The organism is Streptomyces sp. NPDC003635 (genome assembly GCF_053587635.1).
In genome coordinates this window covers 243,424-257,353 of sequence record NZ_JBSFOK010000002.1, presented here as the reverse complement: position 1 = coordinate 257,353, position 13,930 = coordinate 243,424, and the positions used below count along the sequence as shown (strand labels likewise).

13 protein-coding genes are annotated in these 13,930 nt (G+C 72.3%); 7 read left to right on the top strand and 6 right to left on the bottom strand.

What is annotated here, in order from left to right:
• Positions 1-91 precede the first annotated feature (91 nt).
• From ACWDRW_RS03205 to ACWDRW_RS03190, 4 genes are all read left to right on the top strand, one after another.
• Positions 92-619, top strand: coding sequence for a hypothetical protein (locus ACWDRW_RS03205; RefSeq protein WP_451719292.1), 528 nt, complete (start codon positions 92-94; stop codon positions 617-619).
• Between the two features lie 233 nt (positions 620-852).
• A complete protein-coding gene (locus ACWDRW_RS03200) occupies positions 853-2,046 on the top strand; it encodes a flavin-containing monooxygenase (RefSeq protein ID WP_451719290.1) in 1,194 nt (397 codons plus the stop codon).
• Between the two features lie 114 nt (positions 2,047-2,160).
• The gene (locus ACWDRW_RS03195; RefSeq protein WP_451719287.1) at positions 2,161-4,395 is read left to right on the top strand and encodes an acetate--CoA ligase family protein; all 2,235 of its coding nucleotides are present in this window, start codon (positions 2,161-2,163) and stop codon (positions 4,393-4,395) included.
• Positions 4,388-5,209 carry an enoyl-CoA hydratase/isomerase family protein gene (locus ACWDRW_RS03190; RefSeq protein WP_451719284.1) on the top strand — a complete coding sequence of 274 codons (822 nt, stop codon included), beginning with the start codon at positions 4,388-4,390 and terminating at the stop codon, positions 5,207-5,209. The genes ACWDRW_RS03195 and ACWDRW_RS03190 overlap by 8 nt, the downstream gene beginning before the upstream one ends.
• Here the strand turns inward: ACWDRW_RS03190 and ACWDRW_RS03185 are convergent.
• Positions 5,194-6,132 carry a hypothetical protein gene (locus ACWDRW_RS03185; protein ID WP_451719281.1) on the bottom strand — a complete coding sequence of 313 codons (939 nt, stop codon included), beginning with the start codon at positions 6,130-6,132 and terminating at the stop codon, positions 5,194-5,196. The genes ACWDRW_RS03190 and ACWDRW_RS03185 overlap by 16 nt on opposite strands.
• 83 nt (positions 6,133-6,215) lie before the next feature.
• On the opposite strand from ACWDRW_RS03185, the gene ACWDRW_RS03180 reads away from it, so the two are divergent.
• Positions 6,216-6,809 (top strand): flavin reductase family protein, encoded by a 594-nt coding sequence (locus ACWDRW_RS03180; RefSeq protein ID WP_451719572.1) that lies wholly within the window; start codon positions 6,216-6,218, stop codon positions 6,807-6,809.
• Positions 6,810-6,823: 14 nt separating this feature from the next.
• On the opposite strand, the gene ACWDRW_RS03175 is transcribed toward ACWDRW_RS03180, so the two are convergent.
• Positions 6,824-8,137: an MFS transporter gene (locus ACWDRW_RS03175; protein WP_451719569.1), complete on the bottom strand. Its 1,314-nt coding sequence runs from the start codon at positions 8,135-8,137 to the stop codon at positions 6,824-6,826.
• A gap of 59 nt (positions 8,138-8,196) precedes the next feature.
• On the opposite strand from ACWDRW_RS03175, the gene ACWDRW_RS03170 reads away from it, so the two are divergent.
• Positions 8,197-9,267 (top strand): GlxA family transcriptional regulator, encoded by a 1,071-nt coding sequence (locus ACWDRW_RS03170; protein ID WP_451719279.1) that lies wholly within the window; start codon positions 8,197-8,199, stop codon positions 9,265-9,267.
• Here the strand turns inward: ACWDRW_RS03170 and ACWDRW_RS03165 are convergent.
• The 4 genes from ACWDRW_RS03165 to ACWDRW_RS03150 are packed head-to-tail and all read right to left on the bottom strand — an operon-like array spanning position 9,255 to position 12,793.
• The gene (locus ACWDRW_RS03165; protein ID WP_451719276.1) at positions 9,255-9,668 is read right to left on the bottom strand and encodes a DUF6336 family protein; all 414 of its coding nucleotides are present in this window, start codon (positions 9,666-9,668) and stop codon (positions 9,255-9,257) included. The genes ACWDRW_RS03170 and ACWDRW_RS03165 overlap by 13 nt on opposite strands.
• Positions 9,669-9,703: 35 nt before the next feature.
• Complete coding sequence (locus ACWDRW_RS03160; protein ID WP_451719273.1) at positions 9,704-10,753, bottom strand: Zn-dependent alcohol dehydrogenase; 1,050 nt, start codon at positions 10,751-10,753, stop codon at positions 9,704-9,706.
• Positions 10,753-11,904, bottom strand: coding sequence for an acyl-CoA dehydrogenase family protein (locus tag ACWDRW_RS03155; RefSeq protein ID WP_451719270.1), 1,152 nt, complete (start codon positions 11,902-11,904; stop codon positions 10,753-10,755). The genes ACWDRW_RS03160 and ACWDRW_RS03155 overlap by 1 nt, the downstream gene beginning before the upstream one ends.
• Positions 11,905-11,917: 13 nt before the next feature.
• Positions 11,918-12,793, bottom strand: a complete 876-nt coding sequence (locus tag ACWDRW_RS03150; RefSeq protein WP_451719267.1) for an SDR family NAD(P)-dependent oxidoreductase — start codon at positions 12,791-12,793, stop codon at positions 11,918-11,920.
• An 85-nt stretch (positions 12,794-12,878) separates the two neighbouring features.
• On the opposite strand from ACWDRW_RS03150, the gene ACWDRW_RS03145 reads away from it, so the two are divergent.
• Positions 12,879-13,805, top strand: a complete 927-nt coding sequence (locus tag ACWDRW_RS03145; protein ID WP_451719264.1) for a cyclase family protein — start codon at positions 12,879-12,881, stop codon at positions 13,803-13,805.
• Positions 13,806-13,930: the final 125 nt, after the last annotated feature.

The window sequence follows — 13,930 nt, the reverse complement described above, 5'->3', positions numbered from 1 at the left end:
GTCGCCGCACCACCCACGGCGCCGAGCCCCTCCGCCGACGACCGGGCTCGGCGCCGTGGTGTTATGTCCGGCTGGTTCTACTATGTCCAGCATGCAAGCCGTGCCGTACAAGCTGGTCCACCTGGACAGCCCTTTCATCAACTTCCGCGACTTCAAGTTCGCGGAGTCCTCCGCCCACGGCTACCGCTGGATCGACATCAAGCGCTTCCGCCTCCCGTCCCCGGCGCCGGAGGACAGGGCGCTGCTGGCCGCCCTGATCGCCCATCCCCAGTTCCGCGACACCTACGACGGGTCCGGCGCCCAGGACCGGCCCCGGCACGGCCGGTGGCGGCTGGACCGCATCACCCCCGAGGCCTACCGCCCGGTGGACGCGGCGGCGGCGGGCGCGGTGATCCGCTCCTGGGCCGACCAGCACGGCCCGATCCCGAAGGCGCTCTCCCAGGCCGTCCAGGAACAGGTCCACACCCCGATCAACACGGCCACCAGCACGTACCTCCTGGGCCCCCTCCCGGACGACGCCCGCCACGACCACGGCCCGATCCACATCGACTTCCACGAACTGGTGCTCGTCGACCGCCCCGCGAACTCCCTGACACTGCTGGTGGCCGCGGACGACTGACTCCCCGAGGCGCGGGGTCGTATCGCCACGAGGCTCCACCGCGCGGGCGCGACCGGCCACGACGGCGCGGCAGGCCGGGGACACCCCACCCGGCCCCTCCTCCCCGCAACACCCACAACCAGAAGCCCTACGCCACGAGTCCCACCCACTCCTCCAACAGCCGTGATCAATCCGCAACCAATTCCGGTCTTGACCGAGACCCATCAACGGGGTGCGTGATTACGCTCGCGCTCATGGCCGACTCCTCAGCGCACTCACCAGCCGACGCGGACCGCCCCGTGTACGTCATAGGCGGCGGCCCCGGCGGACTCTCCGTCGCGTACGCCCTGCGCGCCCAGGGCATACGCGCCGTCGTCCTGGAGAAGTCCGACCGCGTCGGCGCCTCCTGGCGCGGCCACTACGACCGACTGCACCTGCACACCACCCGCCGCCTCTCAGGCCTGCCCGGACTGCCGATGCCGCGCCGGTTCGGCCGCTGGGTGTCCCGGGACGACGTGGTGCGGTATCTGGAGAAGTACGCCGAGCACCACGAACTGGAGATCGTCACCGGCGTCGAGGTCTCCCGCGTCGACCGCGCCCCCGACGGCGACGGCTGGCTGCTGCACGCCACCGGCGGCCGGGAGCTGACCGGCGCCGCCGTGGTCGTCGCCACCGGCTACAACCACACCCCCCGGTTCCCCGACTGGCCCGGCCGCGACACCTACTCCCGCGACCTCGTGCACGCCTCCGCCTACCGCGCCCCCGAGCCCTACCGCGGCCGTGACGTCCTCGTCGTCGGCGTCGGCAACACCGGCGCCGAGATCGCCGTCGACCTGGTCGAGGGCGGCGCCTCCCGGGTACGGCTCGCGGTGCGCACCGCGCCGCACATCGTCCGCCGCTCCACGGCCGGCTGGGCCGCCCAGTACTCGGGCGTGCTCGTCCGGCGGCTGCCGGTCGGCCTGGTCGACCGCCTCTCCCGCCCGATGGCCCGGCTGAGCGTGCCGGACCTCTCGGCGCACGGTCTGCCCCGCCCCGACACCGGCCTCTACAGCCGGGTCCACGAAGGGGCCATCCCCGTGCAGGACGTCGGCCTCATCGACGCCGTCCGCAAGGGGAGGGTCGAGGTCGTCGCCGCCGTCGACGGCTTCGACGACGGCAAGGTGCGCCTCGCCGACGGCACCCTCGTCGAACCGGACGCCGTCATCGCCGCCACCGGGTACGTGCGCGCCCTGGAGGGTCTCGTCGGCCACCTCGACGTCCTCGACACCCGCGGCAGACCGGTCGCCCACGGCGCCCGCACCCCCGCCCACGCCCCCGGCCTGTACTTCACCGGCTTCACCAACCCCATCAGCGGCATGCTCAGGGAACTGGCCATCGACGCCGGGAAGATCGCCAAAGCGGTGGCGAAGAGGGAAGGCGGCCGGGTGTCCCGGCTGCCCACAAGCTGAGAGCCCGGACCTCGCCTGTTCAACTTTGCGTGCACAGCCATTCCTGACGCAGTGTCAGTTCAGTAATCTGACACTGCGTCAGTTAATCGCTGTCACACAGGAGCGGGCGGACCGATGCTTGGATCAACCCACGGCACCCTCACCACCGACTCCCGCCGGGCCCGGATCATCGCCTGCGGCGAACAGCCGGGCCCCGCCGTCCACGGCCGCCCGGCCGAGGTCGACGATCTCGACGTCGGCGGACGTCCCCTGTACGCGGGCGTCCCCGACCTGGACCGCCTCTTCCGGCCCGAGTCGCTCGCCGTGATCGGCGCCTCGGACACCGGGGGCCGTCCGAACACCGGCGTCACCCGGCAACTGCTCGCCTGGTCCGAGCGGGTCGGCGCCCGGCTCCACCCCGTGCACCCGAGTCGCTCGTCGGTCTTCGGCATCCCCTGCTTCCCTTCGGTCGCCGACCTGCCCGAGCAGGTCGATCTCGCCGTCCTGCTGGTCGCCGATCCCCTCCCGGTGATCGGTGAACTGGCCGAGGCCAAGGTCAAGTTCGCGGTCGTCTTCGCCTCCGGGTTCGCCGAGACCGGTGCGGAGGGCGCCGCCGCGCAGGACCGGCTGGCCGCCGCGGTCGAGCGGTCCGGGATGCGGCTGCTCGGCCCCAACACCAACCTCAACGCCTTCGAGGAGTTCCGCACCGACCTCGACGGACCGGCCATCGCCCTGATCACCCAGTCCGGACACCAGGGCCGGCCCGTCTTCGCCCTCCAGGAACTCGGCGTCCGCCTCTCGCACTGGGCGCCCACCGGCAACGAGGCCGATCTGGAGACCGCCGACTTCATCTCCTACTTCGCCGAGCGTCCCGAGGTGGGCGCCATCGCCTGCTATGTGGAGGGGTTGAAGGACGGCCGCTCCTTCCTGCTCGCCGCCGACCGGGCCGCCCGGCGCAAGGTGCCGGTCGTCGCGATCAAGGTGGGCCGCACCGAGACCGGCGCCCGCACGGCCGCCTCCCACACCGGCAAGCTGACCGGCGCGGACGCGGTGGTGGACGCGGCGATGCGGCAGTACGGAGTGATCCGCGTCGACGGCCTGGACGAACTGCAGGACACCGCGACCCTGTTGGCGCGCGCCCGGCCCCCGCGCGCGGACGGGGTCGTCGTCTATTCGATCTCGGGCGGCACGGGCGCGCACTTCGCGGACCTGGCGACGGAGGCCGGGCTCGGCCTTCCGGTGCTGTCCGAGGCCAAGCAGGCGGAACTGCACCAGTGGATCCCCGAGTACCTGAGCGCGGCCAACCCCGTCGACAACGGCGGCCATCCGGTGGGCGACTGGCGCGGCCGGAAGATCATCGACGCGATCCTCGACGACCCGGCGGTGGGCGTCCTCGTCTGCCCGGTCACCGGGCCCTTCCCACCCCTGAGCGACCGGCTCGTCCAGGACCTGGTCGACGCGGCCGAGCGCACCGACAAGCTGGTGTGCGTGGTGTGGGGTTCGCCGGTCGGCACCGAACCCGCCTACCGCGAAGTCCTCCTCGGCTCCTCGCGGGTGGCCACCTTCCGCACGGTCGCCAACTGCATCACCGCCGTCCGCGCCTACCTCGACCACCACCGCTTCGTCGCCGGCTACCGCTCCCCCTTCGACCGGGCGCCGCGCACCCCTTCGCCCTCCTTCCGCAAGGCCCAGGCCCTGATGCGGCCGGGGCAGCAGCTGAGCGAGCACGCGGCGAAGCAGTTGCTGCGGGCGTACGGCATTCGCGTACCGCGCGAGCAGCTGGTGACCAGCGCGGCGGCCGCGGTCCGGGCGGCGGGCCTGGTCGGCTACCCGGTGGTGATGAAGGCGTCCGGCGCGCGGATCGCGCACAAGACCGAGCTGGGGCTGGTCAAGGTCGGTCTCACCTCGGCCAGTCAGGTCCGCGACGCCTACCGGGAGCTGACGGACACAGCGCGCTACGAGGACGTCTCACTGGACGGCATCCTCGTCTGCCAGATGGTCGAGCGGGGCGTCGAGATGGTCGTGGGCCTCACCCACGACGACCTCTTCGGGCCGACCGTGACCGTCGGGCTCGGCGGGGTACTGGTCGAGGTGCTGCGCGACTCCGCCGTGCGCGTGCCGCCCTTCGGGGAGGAGCAGGCGCGGGACATGCTTCACGAACTGCGCGGTCGGGCCCTCCTGGACGGGGTCCGGGGACGCCCCCCGGCGGACACGGACGCGCTCGTCGAAGTCGTCCTGCGGGTGCAGCGCATGGCGCTGGAGCTCGGGCACGACCTCGCGGAGCTGGACATCAACCCGCTGATGGTGCTGCCGCAGGGGCAGGGCGCGGTGGCGCTGGACGCGTTGGCGGTGTGCGGCGGACATGCCTGATTCCCCCCGCGCGTCCGGAAGTTCCGTTGAGTCATGGGTACGGCACGCCACTGACCATCAGGTCCGCCGCATCACGCTCAACCGCCCCGAGGCCCTCAACGCCATCACCCCTGCCCAGCGCGAACGCATCATCGAGCTGCTGGCCGAAGCGTCGGCGGACCCGGAGGTGAGGGCGGTCGTCCTGACCGGGACGGGGCGCGGCTTCTGCTCGGGGGCGGACCTGCGGGGCACGGCCGCGGTCGGCCCACCGGCCCCCGGCGACGTAGCTCGCGTCCTCCGCCTCGGTGCCCAGCGCCTGATCGGCGCCGTCCTCGACTGCGAGAAGCCCGTGGTCGCCGCCGTGAACGGGACGGCTGCCGGGCTCGGCGCGCATCTGGCGTTCGCCTGCGATCTCGTCCTCGCCGCCGAATCGGCGCGGTTCATCGAGGTGTTCGTCCGCCGTGGTCTCGTCCCCGACGGCGGCGGCGCCTATCTCCTGCCCCGGCTGATCGGCCCACAGCGCGCCAAGGAGCTGATGTTCTTCGGGGACGCGCTGTCGGCGACGGACGCGGAACGGCTCGGGCTGGTCAACCGGGTCGTCCCGGAAGAGGAGTTGGAGAAGACGGCCCGCGAGTGGGCGGAGCGGCTCGCCTCCGGGCCGACCCGCGCCCTCGCCCTGACCAAGCAGCTCGTCAACGCGTCCCTCGACTCCGACCGCGCGACGGCCTTCGCCGCGGAGGCCGCCGCGCAGGAGATCAACATGACGACGGAGGACGCGCGGGAGGGGGTGGCGAGCTTCGTGGAGCGGAGGGGAGCGGTCTACAAGGGGCGCTGAGGCCTCAGGATCCGGAGATCCCCGGCATCGGGGTCCCCGAACAGCACGTACAGCTCCGGGTCACGTTCGGTACCGCCGATCGTCCAGTACGTCCGCCGCCCGCATCCCTCGTCGCCGGTGAGCTCGACGCCGTCGCGGTCGGTGACCCAGCCCTCGGCGTTCTCGCGCTCGAGGGTCCAGGTCCCGGTGCCGTCACAGACGGCGAACTGCCGGCTGGTCGTCCAGTCCTCGATGTCGGTCTCGGTGGGCAGTTCGCTGAACTCGGCCCGCCCGCCCGGCTCCAGCCTCAGCACGGCTCCCTCCTCGCTCCGCCAGACGCCCGTCAGCTGCCCGGCGGACAGCACGGGAGGCTCGTACTCCTTCAGCAGTCCGGTGACCGACGCCAGGACTCCCCCGATGCCCACCAGCACGAACACCGCGAGGGAGGCCAGCCCTGTCCGGAACCAGACCTTCCAGAACCCCCAGTGGGGGCGGCGGCGGATGTAGGTCACACCGAGGACGGGGAGGATCCCGAGCGCGCCGAACTGCAGGGCCGTGCCGCCGACCGGCCGGCCCGTGAGCGCGGCGCCCACCGCGGCCCACCCGACGCCGAGCAGCGCGCCGCAGGCCGCGTCCCACGCCAGGCGAGGGCCACGCGCGTGTGAGGCGACGAAGCGCCCCAGACGGAAGGCCGGCACGGCCTGAAGGACCGCCTGGATCAGGCCGATCGCGTGCAGCACCAGTGGGGCGAAGACGACGACGCAGGCGATCCCGAGGGAGTTGATCCCGTAGCCGTAGTCGTCCCCGGACTGCTCGCCGATCCACCAGACCAGCCAGACCACCGGGATCTGCCCCGCGGCCACGACCGCGGCCGCGGTCAGGTCGGAGGAAAGCCGCGGCGAGTCGTCGCGCGCACGGCCCAGCTGTCCCTTGCCCCACCCCATAACCGCAGGCTACGCCCCAGTTTCCCGACCCTTCCCCCCACCCCTTTCCATCTGACGCACCGTCAGCTTCAATGGGTGGCGTGATGGGACACGCAGGGATGGCGGCAGCCGCCGTCCGCTACCTCAGGTCGGTCGACGCCCCGCGCGTGGAGCCGTTGCCGCGGCCGGAGTTGCGGTGTGTCGGCGAGGGCGAGCGGGCGCCGGTGAGCCAGGCGGAGTTCCGGCGGGTGCTCGGGAACTTCGCGACCGGGGTGACCGTCGTCACCTCACCCGCCACGGGCGGCGAAGCCTCCCCCGCCGGTTTCGCCTGCCAGTCCTTCTCCTCCCTCTCCCTCGACCCACCCCTGATCGCCTTCATGGTCGGCCGTACGTCGACGACGTGGCCGCGCATCGCCCGCGCGGGCGTCTTCTGCGTCAACGTCCTGGGCGCGCACCAGGGCGAGCTGTGCCGCGGCTTCGCGGTCAGCGGCGGCGACAAGTTCGCCGGCGTCGCCCACGACCCGGCGCCGGCCTCCGGCTCCCCGCGCCTGGCGGGCGCCCTGGCCTGGATCGACTGCACGATCCACGCCGTCCACACGGGCGGCGACCACCTCATCGTGGTGGGCAGGGTGGACGCCCTCGGGACGGCCGAGGAGGAAGGGGAGCCGCTGCTGTTCCACCGGGGCCGCTTCCTCTGAAGGCCGGGTGAGGGTCAGGCGACGGCCAACGCACCGGCCGGTCGCCGCCGGATCACCAATGCCATCAGCGCGGCCGCCGCGCACAGCGCCCCGGACGCGTACCAGACGACGTCGTACGACCCGAAGACGTCCCGCGCGACCCCGCCCAGGAAGGCGACCAGCGCCGCGCCCACCTGATGGGACGCGAGAACCCAGCCGAAGACGATCGCGCTGTCCTCCCCGTAGTGCTCCCGGCACAGCGCGACGGTCGGCGGCACGGTGGCCACCCAGTCGAGGCCGTAGAAGACGATGAAGAAGAGCATCGGCGGATGGACGCTCGGCGCCAGCAGGATCGGCAGGAACAGCAGGGACACCCCGCGCAGGGCGTAGTACACCGCCAGCAGTCGGCGCGCGTCGTAGCGGTCGGTGAACCAGCCGGAGGCGATCGTGCCGACGACGTCGAACACGCCGATGACCGCGAGCAGGGAGGCGGCGGCCTGGACCGGCATGTGGTGGTCGTGGGCGGCGGGCACGAAGTGGGTCTGGATCAGTCCGTTGGTGGAGGCCCCGCAGATCGCGAAGGTGCCGGCGAGCAGCCAGAAGGGCCCGGTGCGGGCCGCCTGGAACAGCACCGTCACGGCCCGGCGCGCGGCACCCGTGACCGGCGGGGGCTTCGGCACGAACTCCTTCGCGCCGTACGGCTTCAGGCCCACGTCGGCCGGGTGGTCGCGCAGCAGCAGCCAGACGAACGGAACGACGGCGAGGGCCGCCAGCGCCACCGTCACGGCAGCCGGACGCCAGTCGTGCTCCTCGACGATCCAGGACAGCACGGGCAGGAAGATCAGCTGGCCGGAGGCCGAGGCGGCGGTGAGGATGCCGGTCACCAGTCCGCGTCGCTCGGTGAACCAGCGGTTGGTGACCGTCGCGGCGAACGCCAGCGCCATGGAACCGCTGCCGAGGCCCACCAGCAGGCCCCAGCAGAGCATGAGCTGCCAGGCAGCCGTCATCCAGTAGGTGAGCCCGGAGCCGAGCGCGATCACGGTGAGCGCCACCGCGACGACCCGGCGGATGCCGAACCGGTCCATCAACGCCGCCGCGAAGGGCGCGGTCAGGCCGTAGAGCGCGAGGTTCACGGAGACGGCGGCGCCGATCGTTCCCCGCGACCAGCCGAAGTCCTGGTGCAGCGGGTCGATGAGCAGTCCGGGCAGGGAGCGGAATGCGGCGGCGCCGATGATCGTCACGAAGGTGACGGCGGCGACGAACCACGCGCGGTGGATCCGCCGCCGGCCGCGGGTCGGTTCGTCCTCTGCGGCGGGGGCCTCGGTTGTCTGGGTCACGACATAGAGCATCGCGGCCGGAATCCACCGCATCGAGTGGCCCGGTGGCCACCATTCGTTAGGATCGGGCCATGAGCACTTCCCCGGACACACCCCGGACCGCCGGCCCGGAGGCGGCCCCGTCCCGTCCGCACCGCGTCGTCGTGCTCGCCCTCGACGGCCTGCTCCCCTTCGAGCTGGGTATCCCGCACCGCATCTTCGGTCGGCCGAAGGACCCGGCGGGCCGGCCGCTGTACGAGGTCCTGACCTGCTCGATCCGGCCACCGGGACCGGTCGTCACGGACGCCGACTTCGCTGTGCTGGTCGAGCACGGCCCCGAACTGCTGGCCACCGCCGACACGGTGATCGTCCCGGCCTCCTACGAGCTCGGCCCGGTCTTCACCCAGGGGGTGCTCACCCCCGAACTGGCCGCCGCGCTCGCCCACGTCCGCCCCGGCACCCGGCTCGCCTCGATCTGCACCGGCGTCTTCGTACTGGCCGCCGCCGGGTTCCTGGACGGCCGCCGCGCCACCACGCACTGGGCGGAGACCGACCAGCTCCAGCGCCTCTTCCCGCAGATCGACGTCGACCCGGACGTGCTGTTCATCGACGACGGCGACGTGCTGACCTCGGCCGGTGTCGCCGCCGGGATCGACCTGTGCCTGCACATGGTCCGCCGCGACCACGGCACCGCGGTCGCCAACGAGATCGCCCGCCGCACGGTCGTGCCCCCGCACCGCGACGGCGGTCAGGCGCAGTACATCCACCGGCCCGTTCCCGATCCCCAGCAGGCCACGACGACCTCGGCGCGCGCCTGGGCGCTGGGCCGGCTGCACGAGCCGATCCAGCTGCGGGACATGGCGGCGCAGGAGTCCATGTCGGTGCGCACCTTCACCCGCCGGTTCCGCGAGGAGGTCGGCATCAGCCCGGGGCAGTGGCTCACCCAGCAGCGCGTGGAACGGGCCCGGCACCTGCTGGAGTCCACCGACCTGTCCGTGGACCAGGTGGCGCAGGAGGCCGGTTTCGGCACGGCCCAGTCGATGCGCCAGCACTTGCAGGCGGCACTCGGGGTGACGCCTACGGCCTACCGGCGGACGTTCCGCGCCGAGGGTGTGCAGGCGGCCGGGGATGTGCAGGCGGCCGCCGCCCGTCAGTCGCCATAGATCCAGCTGCCGTAGGACGCCTGCTCGACCAGGCCGGAGATGGCGAGACCGGCAAGGCCCAGGATCAGGCCGAGCAGGCCGACTCGCACGAAGGCGGGGCCGATCAGGGTGATCGAGTCGGCCTGAGTGGTGACGGTCCCCCAGTCACGGAACCGCCGGATGTCGTCGCGGGACAACAGCCAGAAGAACAGTCCCATGAGGAGGAAGCCCGCGCCGAGGATCAGCATGAGAATGCCGAACACCGCGAAGCCCTCCTCCCGGTCGTGATGGTCGCTGACGAAGAGCAGACCGGCGACGACCAGCAGGACGGCCGCGAAGAGCCCGAAGAGCGAGCCGCGCAGCAGGACGTTCCCCAGCCGCAGGCGCGGCGTGATCACTCCGTCTCTGTCCAGGGTCGTCATGATGGCACCCTAACCGAGCGGTGGAGCACGGCCGTTCAGAAGGTGAGCACCGCCCGAGCCACCCGCCCCGCCTCCGCGTCCGCCGCCGCCTTCTCGAAGTCCTCGACCGGATAGGTCCGCGTGACCAGCTCGTCGAGCAGCAGCCGCCCCTCCCGGTACAGGTCGGCGTAGAGCGCTATGTCCCGCTGCGGGCGGGAGGAGCCGTAGCGGCAGCCCAGGATGGACTTGTCCAGGTACAGGGTGGAGACCCGGAAGGACGCCTCGGCCGTGGCCGGTGGCACCCCGAGCAGGATCGCCTGCCCGTGCCGGTCCAGCAGATCGACGGCCGCACGGATCAGCTCGACGCGCCCCACGCACTCGAAGGCGTGGTCCGCCCCCGTGGGCAGGATGTCCCGCACCCCCTCCACGGAGGTCAGGAAGTCGGTCGCACCGAACCTGCGCGCCACCTCCTCCTTGGCCGGATTGGAGTCGACGGCGACGATCCGCAGGGCACCCGCGATCCGCGCGCCCTGCAGCACGTTGAGCCCGATCCCTCCGGTACCGATCACCACCACGCTCTCGCCACGATCCACCCGCGCCCGGTTGAGGACGGCCCCGACACCGGTCAGCACCCCGCACCCGATCAACGCGGCCGACGCGAGCGGAAGTTCCCGCGGGATCCGCACCGCCTGGACCGCCTTCACCACCGTCCGCTCGGCGAAGGCGGAGTTGGCGGCGAACTGGTGCACCGGCCTCCCGGCCCGCCGGAAGGGCTGCCCCGGCCGCCCGATCGCCTGCCGGCACATGGTCGGTCGCCCCCGGTCGCACTCCGCGCAGGTGCCGCAGTTGGCGAGCGTGGACAACGCCACATGGTCCCCGGGCGCGACATGCGTGACCCCGGCTCCGACGGACTCCACCACCCCCGCGCCCTCATGCCCCAGCACCACCGGCGGCGGGAAGGGAATCGTGCCGTCCACGACGGACAGGTCGCTGTGACACAGCCCCGCCGCCGAGATCGCGACCCGCACCTCGCCCGGCCCCGGTGCGCGCACCTCCAGATCGTCCACGACCTCGGTCCGCTTCCCGTCGAACACCACTGCGCGCATCAGACGACCCCCTTGGGCTCCCTGGGCAGGCCGAGCACCCGCTCGGCGATGATCGTGCGCTGGACCTGATCGGAGCCGCCGTAGATGGTGTCGGCCCGCGAGAAGAGGAACAGATGCTGGGCCGGGTCGAGTTCGTACGGCGTGTCGGCCGCCCAGTCGACCGGCCCGACGGCGGCCGCGGGCCCCCGTACCTCCACGGCCAGTTCCCCGAGCCGCTGGTGCCACCCGCCCCAGAGCAGTTTCGCCACGCTGGCCGCCCCCGCGTCCCCGGAACCGCCCAGTGTGCGCAGGGCGTTCCAGCGCATGGCGCGCAGTTCGGCCCACTGCCGGACGAGCCGGTCCCGTAGCACGGGATCCGTGACCGCGCCGGTCTCCACGGCGGTGCGCACGACCCGTTCCAGCTCCCGTGCGAAGCCGATCTGCTGGGCGAGCGTCGACACCCCCCGCTCGAACCCGAGCAGGCTCATCGCCACCTGCCAGCCGTTGCCCTCACCACCGACGACGTGCTCCGCGCGCGCGTGGGCGCCGTCGAAGAAGACCTCGTTGAAGTCGGCGGTGCCGGTCAGCTGCCGGATGGGCCGGACCTCCACGCGCTCCGGCTGGTCCATCGGCACGAGCAGGAAACTGAGCCCCTGATGCCGCACCGAGCCGGGCTCGGTACGGGCGAGGACGAAACACCAGTCCGCCTCGTGCGCGAGCGAGGTCCAGATCTTCTGCCCGGTGACGCGGTAGCCGCCGTCCCCGCCCCGTACCGCCATGGTCCGCACGGACGCCAGGTCCGATCCGGCACCGGGCTCGCTGTACCCCTGGCACCACAGCTCGTCGCCGGCGGCGACGGCGGGCAGGAAACGGTCCTTCTGCTCCTCGGTGCCATGGGCGAGCAGGGTGGGCGCCAACAGCTTCTCGCCGATGTGCCCCGAGCGCGGGGGCGCGGCGGACCGGGCGTACTCCTCGGCCCAGGCGACCTGCTGGGTGAGCGTGGCGGACCGGTTGCCGTACCCCGTCCGGCCCCAGGAGAGCCCGATCCAGCCGGCGGCCCCGAGAGCCCTTTCCCAGGTACGGCGGTCCCCGGCGCCGGGGGCGTGCTCGGCCAGCCACGCCCGCGCTTCGGCACGGAAGGCCTCGTCTTCGGCCGCGAATCCGAATTCCACGAGGATCTCCGATTCACGAGGGGTTCGGCGGCCGGAGCAACGGCATGGGGTCGATGCCCACCGTCCCCGGCAGGAACTCCGCGATCCGTTCCGGCGTCCAGGAACCCTCCGCGTAAGCGGCCCGCAGTTCCCTGGGCTGCGCCCAGACGGCCAGCTTGGGTCCGGCGAGCGTGTACACCTGCCCGGTGATTCCCTGTGCCTTGGCCTGGTCCGAGAGCAGATAGACGACCAGCGCCGCCACGTCCTCCGGCTCCCCGATCTCCGTCAGTTCCATGGGCACCTTCGCGGACATGCGCGTACGGGCGACGGGCGCCACGGCATTCGCCGTCACCCCGTATTTGTTCAGTCCCAGCGCGGCACTTCGCACGAGCGAGATGATCCCGCCTTTCGCCGCGCTGTAATTGGCCTGCGCGTACGACCCCTGATGATTGCCGCTGGTGAATCCGATCAGGGTCCCGGAGCGCTGCCCGCGCATCACCGCCGAGGCCGCGCGGAACACCGTGAACGTCCCTTTGAGATGGGTGGAGATCACCGGATCCCACTCCTCCTCGGTCATGTTGAACAGCATCCGCTCCCGCAGGATCCCGGCGACGCACACGACCCCGTCGAGGCGGCCGTACGACGACAGCGCCACGTCCACGACCCGCTGGCCGCCGGCCATGGTGGAGATGTCGTCGGCGACCGCCACCGCCTCGCCCCCGGCGGCCTCGATCTCCTTGACGACCCCCTCGGCGACCTCGCTCGTGGGCGAGGCGCCGTCCACCGCGACCCCGTAGTCGTTGACGACGACCCGCGCGCCCTCGGCGGCCGCCGCCAGCGCCACCGCCCGGCCGATCCCCCGCCCCGCGCCGGTCACGGCGACGACCTTGCCTGCCAAGAAGTTCCCCACGCCCGGCCCCTTCCCGCGGTTTCTGACGGTCCGTTAGATTTTATGACCCGCCGGACAGTCGGAGACAAGCCCCGGGGAGGGACCGATGTCACTGCCGGACGCGTTCCACGACATCGCCAAGCGCGTGAACAACTGGGGCCGCTGGGGGGCGGACGACGAACTGGGCACCCTCAACCTGATCACCGACGAGGTCGTCCGCGAGGCCGCGGCCTGCGTCCGCAGCGGGCGGCGGATACCGCTCGCGCTGCCCCTGCAACAGGACGGTGTGCAGACCGGGATGATCCCGGGGCGGGTCAATCCGCTGCACGTCATGGTGCAGATCAACCAGGAGCTCTTCGGCCCGGGGACGGTCGCGTGCAACGACGACGCCGTGACCATGGGGCTCCAGGCGGGCACCCACTGGGACGCCCTGCCGCATGTCTCGCACTCCGGCCGGCTCTACAATGGCCGCCCCGCCGGCACCGTGACCGCGCACGGGGGCGCCGAGTTCGCCGGGATGGCGAAGGCCCGGCACATCGTCTCGTGCGGGGTACTGCTGGACGTGGCACGCGCGCGTGGCGTGGAACGCCTGGACGGCGGGCACGCCGTCACACCGGAGGACCTGGAGGCCGCCGAGGAACTCGCGGGCACGCGTGTGCGGGCCGGCGACATCGTGCTCGTACGCACCGGGCAGATACGGGTGTGTCTCGCCGGGGACAGGCACGGTTACGCCCATCCGTCGCCGGGCCTGTCGATCCGCACTCCGGAGTGGTTCCACGCGCGGGACGTGGCCGCCGTCGCCAACGACACCCTCACGTTCGAGATCTTCCCGCCGGAGATCGAGGATCTGTGGCTTCCCGTACACGCGCTCGACCTGGTGGAAATGGGGATGCCGCAGGGGCAGAACTGGAATCTCGAAGAGTTGTCCACAGCCTGTGGACAAGAGGGCCGCCACCGCTTCCTGTTGTCGGCGACACCCGAGCCGTTCGTCGGCGCGACGGGCGCTCCGGTGGCACCGGTGGCAGTCCTCTGAGCGGGTGAAGTGCGGTTGGCGGCGCGCGATCTGCCCGCCCCGAGCACGGCAGCGCGCACCGCCATCCCACTCCGGCGCACCCGCCCCGGCTGTTCCTCGGGCCCTGAGGGAGCCGGCGCCGAATC

What these genes read in the sequence shown, in the direction of transcription:
- ACWDRW_RS03170 (WP_451719279.1), top strand. Translation starts at nt 8,197, where the DNA reads ATGAGCACTTCCCCGGACACACCCCGGACCGCCGGCCCGGAGGCGGCC.
- ACWDRW_RS03165 (WP_451719276.1), bottom strand. Translation starts at nt 9,668, where the DNA reads ATGACGACCCTGGACAGAGACGGAGTGATCACGCCGCGCCTGCGGCTG.
- ACWDRW_RS03145 (WP_451719264.1), top strand. Translation starts at nt 12,879, where the DNA reads ATGTCACTGCCGGACGCGTTCCACGACATCGCCAAGCGCGTGAACAAC.
- ACWDRW_RS03175 (WP_451719569.1), bottom strand. Translation starts at nt 8,137, where the DNA reads ATGCTCTATGTCGTGACCCAGACAACCGAGGCCCCCGCCGCAGAGGAC.
- ACWDRW_RS03205 (WP_451719292.1), top strand. Translation starts at nt 92, where the DNA reads ATGCAAGCCGTGCCGTACAAGCTGGTCCACCTGGACAGCCCTTTCATC.
- ACWDRW_RS03195 (WP_451719287.1), top strand. Translation starts at nt 2,161, where the DNA reads ATGCTTGGATCAACCCACGGCACCCTCACCACCGACTCCCGCCGGGCC.
- ACWDRW_RS03200 (WP_451719290.1), top strand. Translation starts at nt 853, where the DNA reads ATGGCCGACTCCTCAGCGCACTCACCAGCCGACGCGGACCGCCCCGTG.
- ACWDRW_RS03160 (WP_451719273.1), bottom strand. Translation starts at nt 10,753, where the DNA reads ATGCGCGCAGTGGTGTTCGACGGGAAGCGGACCGAGGTCGTGGACGAT.
- ACWDRW_RS03185 (WP_451719281.1), bottom strand. Translation starts at nt 6,132, where the DNA reads ATGGGGTGGGGCAAGGGACAGCTGGGCCGTGCGCGCGACGACTCGCCG.
- ACWDRW_RS03180 (WP_451719572.1), top strand. Translation starts at nt 6,216, where the DNA reads ATGGGACACGCAGGGATGGCGGCAGCCGCCGTCCGCTACCTCAGGTCG.
- ACWDRW_RS03190 (WP_451719284.1), top strand. Translation starts at nt 4,388, where the DNA reads ATGCCTGATTCCCCCCGCGCGTCCGGAAGTTCCGTTGAGTCATGGGTA.